Origin of the sequence: Verrucosispora sp. WMMD573 (assembly GCF_027497175.1) — a bacterium.
Classification (GTDB): domain Bacteria; phylum Actinomycetota; class Actinomycetes; order Mycobacteriales; family Micromonosporaceae; genus Micromonospora.
In genome coordinates this window covers 1,133,317-1,150,413 of sequence record NZ_CP114901.1, presented here as the reverse complement: position 1 = coordinate 1,150,413, position 17,097 = coordinate 1,133,317, and the positions used below count along the sequence as shown (strand labels likewise).

At 72.2% G+C, this 17,097-nt stretch carries 10 protein-coding genes; 6 read left to right on the top strand and 4 right to left on the bottom strand.

The window, feature by feature from the left end; all coding sequences use genetic code 11:
- Nucleotides 1-63: 63 nt before the first annotated feature.
- Nucleotides 64-1,878 (bottom strand): VanW family protein, encoded by a 1,815-nt coding sequence (locus O7601_RS05370; RefSeq protein WP_281565134.1) that lies wholly within the window; start codon nt 1,876-1,878, stop codon nt 64-66.
- Between the two features lie 179 nt (nt 1,879-2,057).
- A complete protein-coding gene (locus O7601_RS05365; protein WP_281565133.1) occupies nt 2,058-3,308 on the bottom strand; it encodes a polysaccharide biosynthesis protein in 1,251 nt (416 codons plus the stop codon).
- Between the two features lie 173 nt (nt 3,309-3,481).
- Between O7601_RS05365 and O7601_RS05360 the strand changes: the two genes are divergently transcribed.
- Entirely contained in the window at nt 3,482-4,237 is a 756-nt protein-coding gene (locus tag O7601_RS05360; RefSeq protein ID WP_281565132.1) for an FkbM family methyltransferase, read from the top strand.
- 72 nt (nt 4,238-4,309) lie between these two features.
- Here the strand turns inward: O7601_RS05360 and O7601_RS05355 are convergent, their stop codons facing one another.
- On the bottom strand, nt 4,310-6,658 hold the full coding sequence (locus O7601_RS05355) for a hypothetical protein (protein WP_281565131.1): 2,349 nt from the start codon (nt 6,656-6,658) through the stop codon (nt 4,310-4,312).
- A 236-nt stretch (nt 6,659-6,894) separates the two neighbouring features.
- On the opposite strand from O7601_RS05355, the gene O7601_RS05350 reads away from it, so the two are divergent.
- Nucleotides 6,895-8,613 (top strand): hypothetical protein, encoded by a 1,719-nt coding sequence (locus tag O7601_RS05350; protein ID WP_281565130.1) that lies wholly within the window; start codon nt 6,895-6,897, stop codon nt 8,611-8,613.
- Entirely contained in the window at nt 8,610-8,771 is a 162-nt protein-coding gene (locus O7601_RS05345; protein WP_013736401.1) for a hypothetical protein, read from the top strand. Before O7601_RS05350 ends, O7601_RS05345 begins: the two co-directional genes overlap by 4 nt.
- A 126-nt stretch (nt 8,772-8,897) precedes the next feature.
- On the opposite strand, the gene O7601_RS05340 is transcribed toward O7601_RS05345, so the two are convergent.
- Complete coding sequence (locus O7601_RS05340; RefSeq protein ID WP_281565129.1) at nt 8,898-10,058, bottom strand: glycosyltransferase family 4 protein; 1,161 nt, start codon at nt 10,056-10,058, stop codon at nt 8,898-8,900.
- Nucleotides 10,059-10,303: 245 nt separating this feature from the next.
- On the opposite strand from O7601_RS05340, the gene O7601_RS05335 reads away from it, so the two are divergent.
- Genes O7601_RS05335 through O7601_RS05325 form a run of 3 tightly spaced genes read left to right on the top strand, consistent with a single transcriptional unit; the run spans nt 10,304 to nt 17,051 of the window.
- Complete coding sequence (locus tag O7601_RS05335; protein WP_281565128.1) at nt 10,304-11,971, top strand: substrate-binding domain-containing protein; 1,668 nt, start codon at nt 10,304-10,306, stop codon at nt 11,969-11,971.
- Nucleotides 11,968-16,233 carry an alpha-(1->3)-arabinofuranosyltransferase gene (locus O7601_RS05330; RefSeq protein ID WP_281565127.1) on the top strand — a complete coding sequence of 1,422 codons (4,266 nt, stop codon included), beginning with the start codon at nt 11,968-11,970 and terminating at the stop codon, nt 16,231-16,233. Before O7601_RS05335 ends, O7601_RS05330 begins: the two co-directional genes overlap by 4 nt.
- Nucleotides 16,230-17,051 carry a class I SAM-dependent methyltransferase gene (locus O7601_RS05325; protein ID WP_281565126.1) on the top strand — a complete coding sequence of 274 codons (822 nt, stop codon included), beginning with the start codon at nt 16,230-16,232 and terminating at the stop codon, nt 17,049-17,051. The genes O7601_RS05330 and O7601_RS05325 overlap by 4 nt, the downstream gene beginning before the upstream one ends.
- Nucleotides 17,052-17,097: the final 46 nt, after the last annotated feature.

Genomic DNA, 17,097 nt, shown 5'->3' with positions numbered 1-17,097 from the left:
CAGGGAACAGCCCCGCCGGCGGAAGGCCGGCGGGGCCGTGGCGAAGCTCGGGGAGCGCGGGCGTCAGGCGGGCTTCCTGGCGCAGATGAAGCGGGGTTCCGCACTGTAGGTCCAGCTGAACTTCTCCCGCTTGACGACCTTGCCGTCCTTCTTGATGACCCGGAACGCGTCCTGGGTGAAGCCCTGGCTGCCGTTGGCGGGGATGCAGCTCGGGCCCGGTTCGAGGTAGACGGTCTTCGGCGAGGTTATGTTCCGCCGCGGGCCGTACTCGGTCTTCACGCTGTCCCAGATCTTCGTGCTCCACATCGACACCGTCACCGAGCTGCCGGTGTAGGAGGTGTCGATCAGCACGCCGTATTCGGTGTTGTTGCGGAACTTGAAGTCGAGGTTGGGCCAGAAGATGGTCGACTCGATGACCGCCGGGTACCGGCTGAAGTAGTACGAGTGCGGTTTGTGCTCGACGTCCTCCAGGCCGGCGTAGTAGGAGGCGTTGAAGAGGGTCGTGGTGAACTGCGAGGTGCCGCCGCCGACGCCCGGCACCAGCTTGCCGTCGAGGATCACCGGCGCGTCACGGTAGCCCTGGGCGTAGCCGCGTTCGCCGGTGTGACCGTTCAGCGAGAACGTCTCGCCGGGCAGGACCACGGTGCCCTTCACGTCGTTGGCGATCGTCACGATGTTCTGGCTGCGCGGCGAGGAGAGCCCGCCGGTGAAATTGGTGGTGAACGACGAGACCTTCTGCTTGATCCCCAGGCTGCGCAGCTTTGCGGCGGTGAGCTTCGGCTCGACCGGCTTCAGCTTGGCGGAGACCGTACGGTCCTCGTCGCGAGGAAGGACGGCGAGCAGGTCGGCGCCGAGGCCGCTGGTGTCGACCTGCTTGCCTGGTCGTCCGTCGCTCACCTTCGGTTTCCCGCCGGAGATGGTCATCGTCGCGTCCCTCGGGGCCACCTCGACGGTGTCGAGCTTGCCCCCGAGCGCGGCCTTCAGCTTCTTGACGTCCACGCTGGGCGTGAGCTTGCCGGACTTGTCGGCCTTGAAACGGAGGCCCTTCGCGATGGCCTCCGGTGGAATTGTGACCGAACCACGCTCGGTGTTCAGCTTGACCGGTGCCGCCACCGCCGGCTCGGCCAGCTCGGCGACCAACCGGTCCACCTCGTCGGCCGTTGTGGCCGGGTGGTTCTCGACCAGCGGAACAGTCACCGGTTGCCCACCCAACCAGCCTTGCTTGACGGCCTCGGCGGAGTGCGCCGGGTCGATGGTGAGGCTGGGCTTCGGGTAGCGCACCTTCGGCTTGGTGCCGGAGAAGGTGATCGCCGGCATGGTCATTTTTCGGCCCTGGTCGCCGACGAGCTTCGTCAGGGCGGTCTCCAGCTTCGGCACGTCGACCGAGACGACCGGCTCGACCTCGCGCGACCCGACCAGGCGGTCGACCGCGTGGGCGTTCGTTGCGGCGGCGGCGGCCACGGTGGCGTCCACGTCGACGGTGAGCCCCACCTCGGCGGGGTTGATCTCGGCTGTCCGCTCGCCGACCCGTACCTGAATGGGGGCCTGAAGTTCGGCGGCCCGACGGTCCAGTTGCGCCCGCAGCTCCCGCGCGGCCTCCGTCCGGCTGCGCCCACCGAGTTCGGTGCCGAGCACACTGGTGCCGCGCGGCACGTCGCCCGCGTACGCCCAGACGGCCACCGCGCCCACCGAAGCGAGCACGGCGGTGGCCACGCCGGAGGCGAGGAGCAGCCGGAACCGGCGGGACCGGGAGCGGTCACCGCCGGGCGGGACGGGTGCCGGCCGCGCCGGCTCCTCGATCGGCCAACTGACCGCAGCCACCTGCACCGTGGGCCGGTCGTCGGCCGGCGGGGGACGTTCTTCGCCGTACAGCGTCACAACTACCTCTTAGCGACATACCGCATGCGGAGCCGGGGTTCCTTCTCCGGAAGAGAACCACGGTAGCCAACCAAACCAGCGTCGGGGAGCCCGAGTCGGTACGGATCCCCAGTCACGCCCGTTAGGCGTGGTGTGTGTGCCGAATTATCACTCATGGTGACGGTTGGATGTCTCGCGTGTCAGTGCCGACCGCGTCCGAACACCAGCCAGACCATCACCGCGGCAGCCAGGGCGGCGACGACCAGCGAGCAGGTGAGCACTCCCGTCACGGTGCGTGGCGCGATCAAGGCGGCTGCCGCCGTCAACCCGGCCGTCGCCAGCCACAGCGGCGCGGCGGGCCATCGGGCGGCGGTCGCCACCCGATCGTTCACCAGCATGAACACCACCGCGTAGAGCGCCCCGACGGCCGCGAACATCGGCGCCGTCCCGGCCAGATGCAGGTAATCGGCACCGCCGACGAGCCGGAAGGCCAGCGAGCCGGCGACCGCCGAACTCACCACCAGGGACGCCCCACACGCCAGGATCAGCGCCAGTGCCACCAGCCGGGCCCGCCGATCGCCCTGGGCCAACCGGGGCAGCACCAGCAGCGTGACGACCTGCGGCGCCCAGAGGGCGCCCTTGGTGAGGACCGCGCCGACGGCGTACGCACCGGAGGCGGCTGCCGGTAGGAGTTGGCGGGCCAGGATCAGGTCCGCGTACGAGATGGTGAGCATCGCCAGCGTCGCTCCGCACGCCGTCATCACCTGGCTTGCCCCCAGTCTCGGCGTCGCGGTGCTCGGGGCAATGGGCGCCCCGGCCACCTCGACGGCAGGGGGGCCGGACGTCGCCGGGTCGGCTGGTCGCGGGGGGCCGGCGAGACGATTAAGAAGCGGCAGCGTGAGCAGGCCGGTCAGGGTGGTCAGGAGCAGGCACATTTCCGGTCCCCGGCCGAGCAGCAGCCCGGCGACCAGTCCCCCGTAGCGGCCGACAGCCACCGCGACCATCGCCGCGGCGAGCCGTAGGAAACGCTGCTGTCCCTGGAGTTCTCCGAGCCACCGGCCGCTGAGCACGGTGGCGAACGTGGTGGTCGCGAGCAGCAGTGTCAGTGCCAGCGGCAGCCGCAGCGCGATGGTCAGCACCGGTGCCGCGGCGACTGTCACCCCAGCCGTGAGGGCTGCGGTCCGCAAACCGAGGCGGGCGGTGTCACCGGTGCCGCTACGGGCCCGGTGAGCGGCCAGTGCGATCTGTAGACCGAAGCCGGGCACCGCCGCGATCGCGGCCAGCGCGAGCACCGTCGCCAGCGCGCCCAGATCGGCGGCGGTGAGCCGCCGAGCACCGAGCATCGGGACGACGTACGCCAGCGCGTTGGTGACCACGGTGGCGACGGTGACCGCGGCACCGGCGGCGCCGAGTCGCAACCGTGCGACGTCCCTGCTCGTGGTCTGGGCCATGCCACTCCGCGTCGTGTCGGTCGTCCGCGCGGACGACCCGGCGTTTCCGGGCGGTTGTCCGGGGTCGGGACGGCGGCCCGACCGGAAGACGGTACCGGCAGCTGGAACATCCCGACAGCCCTGCACCGGTGGCCCCTGCCCAGCGGGCCCGGAAACGTCTAGTGTGCTGCCCCATGGCGTCGACGAAGCTGGCCCCCGCCGCGACCTCCGGACTGGCGGCGCTGCTACCTGCCCGACTGCTGGCGGGAGCGATCCGCCGCGCCTACCCACGGGTGGAGCCGGAACTCGCCCGGCTCGCTGATTTCGTCCCGGCCGGCGGCACCGCTGTCGACGTCGGTGCCTGGTACGGGCCGTGGACGGCCCGACTGCTCCGACGGGCCGACCGGGTGGTTGCGGTGGAGCCGACCACGGCGCTCGCCGGGCAGCTCCGAGTGGCCTTCCCGGCCGTCGAGGTGGTCGAGGCGGCCGTCTCCGACCACGAGGGCACGGCGACCCTCTACCTGCCGGAGGGTGGGGCGATCGTCGGCACCTCGTCTCTGGAGGACGCGGCGCAGGGCCCGGGGGTGCCCGTCCGCCGGATCACGCTGGACTCGCTCGACCTGGCCGACGTGCGCTTCATCAAGCTCGACATCGAGGGGCACGAACTGCCAGCCCTGCGCGGTGCGGAGCGGACCGTCCGCCGGGACCGGCCGGTGCTGCTGATCGAGGTCGAGGAGCGGATCCAGCCGGTGGAGCCGCTGCTGGATCTGCTGACCGGCTGGGGCTATCGCGGGTATGTGCTGCCGGATCGGACGTGGGTGCCGTTGGCCGACTTCGACCTCGGTGGGCATCAGCGAGCGGCGATCGCCCGGGTGGGTCAGGGCTTCGCGCGTCGGGTCGTGTGGCCCCATCCCCGGTACGTCAACTCGGTGCTGTTCCGGCCCGAGTGACCGCGCTGTTCGGGCCCGGGTGACCGGGCGGGCGGCGGGACGCGGCTCGCCCCGCCGCCGACCGGCTCGGGCCTACTCGGGCTTGGGCGCCGGGTTGCCGATCGCGATCTCGTTGGTGCAGAACGACACGTCGCTACCGGCCACCGTCAGTTCTACCGCGTCTCCGCCGCCGACGATGCGGAAGAAGCGCTGGTTGAGGCCCTTTCTGACGGGGAACTCGGCGGTGCCGGTGCCGAACCGCAGGGTGGCCGTGCCGTCCGCCGAGCTGAGGTAACCGATGCGGGCCACCCAGTGCCAGTCGTCCCGGGGCTCGTTGAGCGGCATCCGTACCGTCTGCCCGCTGGCGATCAGGTAGCCGCAGCCTTCCTGCGGTCCCGGCTGGATGGTGCTGCCGACGATCGTGGCCACCTGGATCCGGCCGAGGGAGTCCAACACCGAGACATGGTCGGCCTCGTCCACGTACGTGGGACGGGTGCCGAAGGCGCGGAAGAAGCGGGACTGCAGGTTGTACGGCCAGGACAGGGTCGGTACGACGTTGTCCGGAACCGGAGCGTCGAAGAACACCGTGTCGGGTGGCGCGCTGGCCATCTCGATCCGAACAGTGTCGATGTACGACCGGCTCGACTTGACTGCCCACTCGTCGCTGTACCGGGACGTGGTCCACACCGTCCCCAGGCAGACGGCGACGAGCAGCAGGGCAAGCATGACGTTCACTGCTTCCCGGTAGCGCTCGGGCAGCGGGCCGAGCAGCCCGGGAGGGGGAGGTTCGAGTTGGTCGGACGAGGTGGCGGCCGGCGGCCGTCGGTCCGGTCCGGTCGGTCGATCGTCGGCGTCGCGTGGCGGTGGGGCGGAGGTCGAGGCTTCAGCGGGATCAGGAGGGCTGGTGGGGTGCGGATCGACGACCGGATCAGGGGCATGGACGGCGCCGGCCTCGGCATCCGGCACGCCGTCGGCGACCGATGCCGTCGGCGGGGTCCCGTCCGGCGCGGTCGCCGGTGCCGGGTCCGGCTCGGGGTCGACGGGGGCTTCGGCGTGGATGACGCCGAGCCGGGCCACCACCCGCGCGGGCCGTCCGGTCCGGATCGACTCGGCCAGCACCGGCGCGGTCGGGCCGGCCGGCGGTGTGGTCGGGTCCTCCGGCGGTGCTGCGGCGCTCGGCGCGGCCACGGTCCGCGGGAGGCCGCTGTCCGGGGTGCGGCCGTCTCTCGGTTCCGGAAGGGCCATGGGCGCCGCTTGAGACGGGTCGACGGCGGGCGGTTCGGTCGCGCCGGAGACGCGGCTCGGCCGGGCCAGCCCCACCACGGCGATGCCGAGACAGATGGCGGCCACCACGACGACGTCACTGACGTAGCGGGGAACGCCGCCAGCGACCCCACTGAAGGTCGAACCGAGCCGGGTCGCGGCCAGCATGCCCGCCACCAGCACCAGGTACGACCCGAGCAGCAGCCAGGCGCGGCCGGCGCGGCGGCGACGGCGTACGGTCGCCACGACAAGGGCCACGAAGATGGTCCAGGCCACCCAGATGCCGAGTTCCGGCGGTGCCGCGACCGGAGCGCCGTCCCCTGCGCCGAGCCACTGCCACGGCCCGCCGACCAGGCCCGGTACCACGGTGGACCCGAGCATCTGGGTGAGGAAGGTGAACACCTCGCCGACCGACGTCGGCCGCCGCAGCGAGGACTCCGAGTTGCTCAGGTACGCGGCGAGGAAGCCGAGCGACAACGCGGTCAGCAGCAGCCAGGACGGCCACCAGCGGCGGATGGTGGTCCAGATGGTGCGGAACAGGCCACCGTCGGCGTAGAGGGCGGCGGTGAGCAGGAAGACCAGCGCGACGGCCAGGATCGCCTTCTCGAAGAAGAGGAGGCCGAGCAGCACGGACAGGGTCAGCGTCACCAGGTGCCGCTTGCGCCCGGTCTGCACGTAACCGACCTGCGCGCTCATTGCGAGCACCATGGCGATCTGCATCGGCAGCATGTTGACCCCGACGGCCCACCACGACGTGGCCTCCAGGGTCAGCGGGCTGAACATCAGCGCGCCGAGCGGCAGGAGCAGCAGCCAGGACGGTCGCAGTAGCCGACGCAGCAGCCGAAAGAACGCCATGCCGAGGATCGCCTGGCCGAGCGCCATCAGCAGCACGTACGGCCAGTACACCATTCCGAGGTGTTCGGTGATCAGCCAGGTGATCAGCCGGCCGGCGGGCATGAGGTGGTTGTTGTAGAGGGTGAGCAGGTGCTCGATGGTCAGCTCGGACTCCGCCGCCTGCGTGATCATCACGTAGTCGTCGGCCGCCAGGAAGCCGCGCGAGGCCAGCTGGGCACGCCACAGCACGCTGATGGCGACGATGGCGAGCGCCGCTGTCCGGATCCGGTCCGTGGCCAGCCAACCGCCGGTGCCGGAGGACCCGGAGGCGCCGTCCGCGGTCATCGACGAACCCTCACCAACCCGGTCCGGACGTGGCGCGTCCGGATTGTCGGTCCGGTCGACCGCAAGGGGAGGCGGAGAGGGGTGCGCTGCCATGGCGGGAACACTGCCACACCGACCATCGCGCCTTGCATCAGGTCAACGGATGGTTCGATGGTCATCGGGCCGTTGACGGCCGCGTACAGTGGCCGCCACCAGCGCGGCCGATCGCCGCGCACCGGCAGTGGTGAGGTCGACGGATGCGGGAACGGCTGGTGCCACACGCGGTGGCCGCCGCCGTGGCGACGGTGGTGCTCGCGCCGCTGGCCCTGCCCGGGTACGTGCTGCGCTACGACATGGTCTTCGTGCCCCGGCCGGCGTTGAGCTGGGAGGTGGTCGCCCCGGCCACGGCCCTGCCCCGGGCCGTCCCGCAGGACGCCGTGGTGGCGCTGGCTTCCCAACTGTTCCCGGGGTGGCTGCTGCAACGACTGGTGCTGGTGGCGATTCTCTACCTGGCCGCCCTGGGTGCCGCGCGGCTGGTGCCGACGCAGCGGCTCGGGGTGCGGGTGGTGGCCGCCCTCGGGTACGCGTGGACGCCGTACCTGGCCGAGCGGTTGCTGATCGGGCAGTGGGGGCTGCTGGTCGCGTATGCCGCGTTGCCCTGGCTGGTGCGGGCCGCGATCGGGGTGCGGTCCGGCGATCGGGGTGCCCTGCGTCGACTGTTGCTGGCTGCGGCGGCGTCCGCGATCACCCCGACCGGTGGGCTGCTCGCCCTGGTCGTGGTCACCGTGCTGCTGGTCGGGCGGTACCAAGGGACGGCCCGGAGGGCGCTGACCGGGGTGGGTACGACGCTGCTGTTGAACGCGCCGTGGCTGGTGGCCGGGTTCGTCAGCTCGGGTACCGGCCGGTCCGACCCGGCCGGAGTGGCGGTCTTCGCCGCCCGCTCGGAGAACTGGGCGGGGCCGCTGGTGGCACTGGCCGGCACCGGCGGCATCTGGAACGGGCAGGCCACCCCGGCTTCCCGTAGCGGATGGCTGATCCCGCTGGCGACGCTGCTGGTGCTGGCGGTCGCCGGGTACGGCGTGCCGGTGCTGTGGCGTAGCTGGCCGCGGCCGGTCGTCGGTCGGCTCGGGTTGCTGGCGGTCGCCTCGTGGCTGGCCGCCGCGCTCGGGGTGCTGCCCGGCGGTGCAGGTCTGCTGGGCTGGCTGGTCACCGCCGTGCCCGGTGCCGGGTTGCTCCGTGACGGGCAGAAACTGCTGGTGCCGTACGTGCTGCTGCTGGCGGTCGCCGGGGCGCTCGGCGCGGAGCGACTGGCCGGGCGTCTCGCGGACCGGTTCGACCTGGCCACCGGGCGGGTGCTGCTGGTCGGCGCGGCGTTGCTGCCGTTGGCGGTGCTGCCGGACCTCGCCGTCGGCGGCGCGGGACGGCTGCGGCCGGTGGCGTGGCCGGCGGACTGGGACACGGTGGCGCGGCTCGTCGACGAGCAGCCGGGCGAGGTGGTGTCGCTGCCGTTCCAGGAGTATCAGAGCTACACCTGGAACGGTGGCCGGGTGGTGATCGATCCGGCGCCTCGTTACCTCGGCGTGCCGGTCCTGATCGACGACACGCTGCGCGTGGACGGCACCGCGGTCGCCGGGGAGGACCCTCGCGCCGCCCGGCTGCGTGAGCTGCTCGCCGCCGGTGAGCCGGTGGCGGCGGCGGGTCCGCGCTGGGTGCTGGTGCAGCGCGCCGCCGGCCCGCCCCCGGATTCGGCGACGTTGGCCGGACTGCGGCCGGCGTACGCGGGTGATGACCTGACGTTGTACGAGAATCCGGCGTGGCGTCCGGCCACACCGAGGAGCCGCCCCGGCCTTGTGGGCCTGGCGCACCTGTTGGCCGGAACGGTGGTGCTGGTACTCGTTTTTTCGGGCACTGCGCGATGGTGCTACCGCGTGGTAGCGTCCCGGCACGCGAGTCCCGCGGAAGGAGAAGGTGGATGAGGAACCTGCCCGCGTTCGTCGCCGTCGGGGTACTCGGGGTCGTGCTCGGCATGCTCGGCAGCGTCGGTCTGGCGAACGTGCTCAGCCCGTCCGCCAAGGAGGCTGCCAACTCCAAGGTGAGTGAGCAGACCGAGGCCCCGCTGTACGGCACGCGCTGACCTCGAACGGCGGAAAGGCGCCCGCAGCACGCGGGCGCCTTTCGTCGTGCCCAGGATCGATGGCCTGAGCGCAATCGATCGAGCCGGCCGGATCAGCGGGACTGATCGGCCGGCTCGATCGGCTGGTCAGCCGGTGCGAGGAGTGGCCGCCGTGACCAGCTGTGCGAACTGTGCACCGGTCGCCGTCCAGGTGAAACGGGCGGCATGGCTCAGCGCCGCCTCGCCCATCGCCTTGCGCCGGACATCGTCGGCGAGCAGTTCCCGAACGGCCGCCGTGAACTCCTGTTCGTCGTCGACAAGCAGGCCGGTCTCCATGTCGACCATCGCCTCGGCGACCCCGCCCGCGTACCTGAAGGCCACGGTCGGGGTGCTGCGGGCGGCGGCCTCCACGATGGTCAGACCCCAGCCCTCCTTGAGTGACGGGGTGAGTGCGAGCCAGGCGGAGCTGAGCAGGGCGTGCTTCTCCTCCTCGCTGACGAAGCCGGTGAACCGCACCCGGTCGCTGATCCCGAGGGCGGCGCACCGCTCGCGCAGCGGCTCCTCCCACCACCCCTGCCCGGCCACCACCAGCTCCAACTCCGGCAGCTCCGCGGCCAGCTCGGCGACGGCACGCAGGGCGATCTCGACCCGCTTGTGCGGTACGAGGCGGCCGAGCACCAGCAGCGACGGGTTGTGGGTGCGGGGCAGGGACGGGCCGGTCACCGGAGGGGTCCCGTTGGGCACCACGTCGATGCGTTCGGCGTCGACGCCGAGGGTCGCCAGCTCGACGCGGGTCGCCTCGGAGACCGTGACGTAACGGCACCGTCGGTAGAGCCGTACCGCGAGCCACGATTCGATCCACCAGCCGAGCCGGCACATCCACGGCCCGAACACCACCGGCCACTGCTCCCGGTGTACGTGGTGGACCAGCGCGATGACCGGCCGCCCGGCGTAGAGCGGGGCGAAGAACGGCACGCCGTTGCAGACGTCGACGATCAGGTCCGGTCGGCCGAGACCTCGCCGGCTCAGCGGACCCAGGCCGAGCCGGCCGGCGAGGCAGACCAGCGCCGCCCGGAGGTACACGGTCATCCGCGAGCCGCGACGCAGCACGCGTACGCCGGATTCGGTGGTCCCGGCCGGCCCGGCGTTGTCGTGGGCGGCACAGAGCAGAGTCACCTGGTGACCGAAGGTGACCAGCTCGGCGGCGATCCGTTCGATGTAGACCTCCGAGCCGCCGCCCTCGGGGTTGGTGGTGTCTCGCCAGTTGAGGAACAGGACGTGGCGGGAGGGGGTGTCGGTGTTGTCCACGCTGCTCCTACTGGTGAGTAAGTGAGCACGATCGCGCCACCCTAGGGCGGCCCGGCCCGGCTGCGCAATGGGCAGATCTGGCGGCGACGATCCGGTAACGGGTCGTGGACGAGGGGTTTGCCGACGGGCCGAAACCTTGGCAGGGTGTGCAGCGCAACCGCGTGCGATGCCCGATGTCGTCGCGGCAGGTGTTGTGACCTGCGGTGGGACATCGTCCGCAGGCGTGACGAGGAGGTGAGGCGGCGGTGGTTGCCGACCGTCCCGCGCCGGCGCGCGTCCTGTCCCGCCGTTCACCGGTGGTGCTGCTCAGCGCCGCCTTGGTGCTGCTGCTTGCCGGCTGGGCGGCGGTGTCGTACATCCGGGCCGATCGGGGCACCCCGACCTGCGTCGAACAGGTCAGTCTCCGAGTGGTGGCCGCCCCGGTGATCGCTCCGGCTCTCGACCGGGTGGCCCGGGCCAACGCCGGAAGTCAACCGTGCGTCTCCGTCGAGGTGCGGGCCCGGCCGTCGGCGACGGTCGTCCGGGAACTCGCCGACGACGGCGAGGTGGCCGACGCGTGGCTGCCGGAGTCGACGTTCTGGCTGCGTCGGGCCCGCGCCGCCGGTGCTTTCGAGGTGCCCGGACAGGGCACGTCGGTGGCGAGCACCCCGGTGGTGCTGGCCGTCACCGACCGGATCGCGCGTCGATCCGGTTGGCCGGACAAGCCGTTGAACTGGGCGTCGCTCCTGGGTACCCGGGCGAGAGCGGTCCAGGTCGGGCTGCCCGATCCGGCCGCCGACCCGGCCGGGGTCGGTGCCCTGCTCGGCGCCCGGGCACTGGCCGACGACAACCGGGACTCGGCCGCGACCGTGGCGGCCACGATGCGTCGGCTCGCCGAGCGGACCTTCAGCCCGGCCGGGGAAACCAGCTCGTTGACCCCGAACCAGGACCTGCCCGGCCGGGTGAGCGTCGTCGCGGCCAGCGAACAGGCGGTGCTGGAACACAACGCCCTGGCGGCCAGCGGCAAGCTGGTGGCGGCGTACCCGGAGGTCGACGTGCCCTGGCTGGACCTGCCGTACGTGGTGCTGCCCGCCGCACAGGGGCGGGCCCGCGACGCAGCCGGCGCATTCCTCGACAATCTGCTGACCGGCGAGGCCCGCGAGGTCTTCGCCGGTCACGGCTTCCGGACCGCGGCCGGTTTCCCGCCGGCCATGCCGGAGGACGACCGGTTGCGGGCCGAGGAACGCCGGCCGGTGCCGCTGCCCGCCGAGGAGACGGTCAGCGACGTGTTGACCGGTTGGAGCGGCGTCCAGCGCAGCGCCCGAATTCTCACCCTGCTGGACATCTCCGGTTCGATGGCCGCGCCGGTACCGGCCGGTGGCACCCGACTCGACGCCACGGTGCGGGCCGCTCGGGAAGGGGCGGCGCTGCTGCTGGACAACAGCGAACTCGGCATCTGGGCCTTCTCCACAAAGGTCGACGGCGACCGGGACTACCGCGAGGTTCTGCCGGTGCGCCCGCTGGGTGGCCAACGCAAGCAGTTGACCGAGGCGTTGGCTGAGATCCGGGTCAAGCCGCAGGGCGGCACCGGGCTGTACGACAGCACACTGGCCGCGTACCGCGACGCGCGCCGCAACTGGACGCCGGGCCGGATCAACCTGGTGCTCGTGATGACCGACGGGCGCAACGAGGACGACGACAGCATCGGCCGCGCCGACTTCCTGGCCGAACTCAAGCGGTTGCAGGAACCACGCCGCCCCCTGCCGATCATCTTCATCGGTCTCGGCGCGGACATCGACCCGGAGGAGCTGAAGGCCATCACGAAGGTCACCGGCGGGCGGGTCTTCGTCACCGAGCAGCCGGGCGGAATGCGGGGCATCTTCTTCTCGGCGCTGGCCGACCTGAGCTGCCTGCCGCCGGAGTGCCGCCGATGAGCAGAATCCCGGCCCTGCTGCGCCGCTCGCCCGGCACGGTGCTGTCGCTGCTGCTACTCACCGCGATCGCCTTCGGCCAGCGGCCCGGGCAGGTCACCTTCGACACGAAACTCGACCTGGCCGCGAACCCGATCCATTTCATGGCTCGGGCGCTGCACCTGTGGAACCCGGAAGCCACCTCGGGGGAGTTGCAGAACCAGGCGTACGGCTACCTGTTCCCGATGGGGCCGTTCTTCGCCGCCGGGCAGTGGCTGGCGATACCGCCCTGGATCACGCAGCGGCTGTGGACGGCGCTGCTGCTGGCCGCCGCCTTCTACGGGCTGCTGCGGCTGGCCCGGGCGCTGGACATCGGCACCGAACCGACGCGGTACGCGGCGGCACTCGGCTACGCGCTGGCCCCGCGCATCCTCACCGAGGTCGGTGCGCTCTCCTCGGAGACGCTGGCCGCCTCGATGCTGCCCTGGGTGCTGCTGCCGCTGGTGACCGTACGCCGGATCGGTTCTCCACGCCGGGCCGCCGCGCTCTCCGCGCTGGCCGTGCTCGGCATGGGTGGGATCAACGCGGCGGTGGTGCTGATGGCGCTGCTGCTGCCCGGCGTCTGGTTGCTCACCCGACGGTGGGACGCGCAGCACGTACGGCTGGTCGCCTGGTGGTGCGCCGGTGTCGTGGGAGTCTGCCTGTGGTGGATCGTGCCGCTGCTCCTGCTCGGCCAGTACAGCCTCCCCTTCCTCGACTACATCGAGTCGTCCACCACGACCACTGCGGTGGCCTCCCTGTTCCAGGCGGTACGTGGCACCAACCAGTGGGTCGCGTACATCGTGCAGGGCGAGCCGTGGTGGCCGGCGGGCTGGCTGCTGATCGACCATCCGGTGCTTATGGCGCTCACCGCGGTGGTGGCGATGATCGGACTGGCCGGGCTGGCCGGCAACCTGCTGCCGCAGCGGCGTTTCCTGGTGGCCGGGTTCCTCACCGGGCTGACCCTGCTCACCATCGGCTACGTCGGGGCGGTGGACAGCCCGGTCTCCGGGCTGGTCCGCGATCTGCTGGACGGCCCGTTGGCGCCGTTCCGCAACGTGCACAAGCTCGATCCGGTGCTGCGGCTGCCACTGATGCTCGGTTTCGCGCACGGCGTCGACGCGGTGGCCACCCGGATGCATCACGCCCTGGCCCGTCGTAGGCCCGGGATCCGGCTGCGTCCGCTGGTCTTCGTACCGGTGCTGCTGCTCGTGCTGGGTGCCGCCGCCCCGGCGTGGCTGGGTCTGTTGCGTCCCGGCCCCGGCTGGTCCGACCTGCCGCCGCACTGGCGATCGGCGGCGACCTGGCTGGCCGACCGTGACGCGATCGCCCGCACGCTGGTGGTGCCCGGCTCCGGCTTCGGGCAGTACGACTGGGGACGTACCGTCGACGAGCCGTTGCAGGCGCTGGCCGGAGCGCCGTGGGCGGTCCGCCACCAGGTGCCGCTGGGTTCGGCGGGCAACACCAGGATGATGGACACCGTCGAGGAGGTACTGGCCAGCGGCCGGGGCTCGGCCGGCCTGGCCGACCTGCTCGCCCGCTCCGGGTTCCGGCACCTGTTGCTGCGTAACGACATCGACCGGACCCAGGTCGACGCGCCGCCGGTGGCGGTGCTGCGCCGGGCACTGGCCGACTCGCCCGGCATCGCGCGGGTGGCCACCTTCGGCACCACCGACGCGCTGTCCCGGATCCTCGGCAGCCCGGTGGACGACGTCGCGGGTTCCCCGCCGGCGATCGAGGTGTACGAGGTGCGGCGGCCGGTCCCGGCCGCCTCGGCGGTGCTGACCGCCGACGTGCCGACGGTCAGCGGTGGTCCGGAGTCGCTGCTGCCCCTGCTGGAGCAGGGGGTGGTGGAACGGGACCGGCCCGTGGTGCTCGCCGGGGACCGGGACGACTCCCCGGCTGACGCCGTCGGTGACCAGTGGATCGTCACGGACGGTCTGCGTCGCCGGGAGCGCGACATCGGCCGGGTGCGGGACAACCTCTCCCACACGTTGACCGCGAACGAGGCGGGACGACAGGGCCGCGTCGCCCTCGATGTGCTGCCCTTCGCCGGGGAGCAGCACCAGACGACCGCGACCTACCAGGGCATCCGTGAGGTGACGGCGTCCTCGGCCGCGAGCTTCGTGGACAGTCTCGGCCCGGCCGACCCCTCGCACCTGCCGTTCGCCGCCGTCGACGGGGAGCGTCGCACGGCCTGGCACTCCGCGCCGCTGGTCGGGCCGGTCGAGCAGTGGCTCCAGGTCGATCTGGACACCCCTCGCCAGGTCGACAGCGTGCGACTCGCGTTCGTCAGCGATCTCGCGGTGGGCTGGCCGGTGCAACGGTTCCGGCTCACCACGGACCGAGGTTCGGTCGATCATGAGGTGGCGCCCACCCTGGGCGGTCACTCGTACTACACGTTGCCCGGCCCCACCAGCCGGATCCGGGTGACGGTGCTGTCGGTGGCCGGTGGCCGCCTCGACGGTGCCGTCGGAATCGAGGAGCTGTCCATCCCGGACACCGAACCACGCCGCGCGCTGCGGGCTCCGGCGGATCTGCCGGACAACCTGTCGGCGCCGGTCAGTTGGGCTTTCAGCCGGGGGCCGGCGGACCGCTCTGCGTGCTATCCGGCGCAGCAGACCGGCCCGGACCCGGTGCCCGCTGGTGGCTCCGGTGGGGCGTCCACCCGGCCGGACGGCACGGTGATCCGTTGTGACCGCTTCCTCGCCCGGGTCGGTGAGGAACCGCTGGGCCTGGACCGGGTGTTCCGCAACCCGGCCGCCGGCACGTATCGGCTGGAGCTGTCGGCGGTGCCGCGCCCGGGTGGTGAGCTGACGCTGTCCGGTACGAAGGTGCGGGCGGCTTCGTCGTCCCGGCTGAGCGGGGACCCGGCGGTGGCCGCGTACGCGGCGATCGACGGTGACCCGGGGACGGCCTGGCTGGCCGGCACCGGGGACCTGCGTCCCACCCTGACGCTGAGCTGGTCCGGCGAGCGTCGCATCGACCGGTTGCGGCTGCGGGCAAGCGAGTTGCCGATCGGATCGCTGCCCCGACAGGTGGAGATCCACACGCCCGGCCGCGAGGTGCAGGTGCCGGTCGAGGCCGACGGGACGGTCACCTTCCCGGCGGTACGCACCGATCGGCTCGACATCGTGGTGCGGGAGACCGAGCGGCGTTTGGCAGATCTGCGGGGCAACGGCTGGCCCGCCACGGCGGGCATCGCGGAGGTGGAGATTCCGGCGCTGGCGGGCCTGCTGCGTCCGGTCGGCACCGGCACCCGGGTGGTGGAGCGCTGCGGTGACGGACCCGTCGTCGAGCTGGGCGGTTTCCGGTACGACACCTCGATCTCCACAAGCGTGGCTGACGTGCTGGCCGGACGGCCGGTGCCGGTCGACATCTGCGGCGAGGACGGCGCGGTGCTGGATCTGCCGGCGGGCGGGCAGCGGCTGGCCACGTCGCCGTCGGCGGGCTTCGTCGTTCAGGGCGCGACGCTGGGGCCCGAGGCCGACGCGCGCCCCGGGCCCCGGCATCGGGAGGTGACGGTGCTCGACTGGGCGGCGACCGACCGTACCGTCCGGGTCGCCGCCGGTGAGCAGGCGCTGCTGGTGGTGCCGGAGAACGCCAACGCCGGCTGGACGGCCACTCTCGACGGTGAGCGGCTGACCAGCTCCCGGGTGGACGGTTGGCAGCAGGCGTGGGTGTTGCCGGCCGGCGCGGGCGGCGAGGTCAGGCTCGTCTTCGCCCCCGACCGGGCGTACCGGGGCGGTCTGGCCGCCGGGGCGGTGGCGGTGGCCGGCGTGCTGGTGCTGGCCGTCTGGCCGGTGCGGCGCCGGACGGTGGCCGGCGGGGACGCATCGGACGCGATCGCGGCCGAGGCGCCCGCCTGGGCGATCGGGGTGCTGCTGGTGGTGCTGCTCGCCGCGTTGGGCGGGGTGCTTCCGGTGGCCATCGTGCTGGCCGCGATGCTGCTGCGGCAGTTGGCGGTACGCGCCCTGCCGGTGGTGGTGCTCGGCGGGCTGACCGTGGCCACCGTGACCGCGGTGGTCGGGCGGTTGCAGGGCCACGGACAGGACTGGGCGTACCGGTCGTGGGTGCAGGCGGCGATGCTTGTCGCGATCGGTGCGGTGGTCGCCGCGGTCGTTCCGGTCCCCGGTGCACGCCCCGGGCCGACCATCCCGCATGATGTGACGCCGGGCACGTCCGGTGGGCCGCCGGAGGCGGCTGTCGGTCGAGGTGAGGACGAGGACGGGACGGTGGCGCGGTGACGGCAGCGGACGACCGTACGCGGCGGGCGCAGCGACGCCGGTTCGCCTCGCTGCGCCGATCGGTGGCCCTGTTCCGGGCGTTCCTGGTGGAGCAGACCGACCCCGACCACTTCTACGGCCTGCTGGCCGCCGACTCGGTACGTCAGGTGTCCGGCTACACCGAGCTGGCCGGCCGGACGTTGCTCGACGTGGGCGGCGGTCCGGGATACTTCGCGGCCGCCTTCCGAGCTGCCGGTGCCCGCTACCTCGGGCTGGACCCGGACGTCGGGGATTTTTCCGCAGCCGGTGGATCGGTGGCGGGAATGCTGCGGGGCAGCGGCACGGCGCTGCCGATCCGAAGCGGCAGCGTGGATGTGGCGTTCTCGTCGAACGTCGTCGAGCACGTCGCCGAGCCACCCCGGATGCTCGACGAGATGGTGCGGGTGACCCGGCCCGGCGGGCTCATCTTCGTGTCGTACACCCCGTGGTTGTCGCCGTGGGGCGGCCACGAGACCGCGCCCTGGCACTACCTCGGCGGCAACCGGGCCCGCCGTCGCTACGAACGGCGGATGGGACGGCCGCCCAAGAACCGCTACCGGGAGACGCTGTTTCCGGTCTCGATCTCGGACACGCTGCGTTGGGCGCGGGGCAACGGTGACGTGGACGTGCTGGACGCGTTGCCGCGCTACCACCCGTGGTGGGCACGGTGGGTGATCCGAGTGCCCGGCGTCCGGGAGGTGGCGGCATGGAACTTCGTGCTCGTACTGCGAAGGACCGGTGAACGGCAGCCCGGTGCGGTGGAGAAATCAGAGCTGACCGGGGGTCGCGTGGCTATGTGACTTGGTAGTAACCTCGCGGCCATCTCACTTATTGACATCGACGATA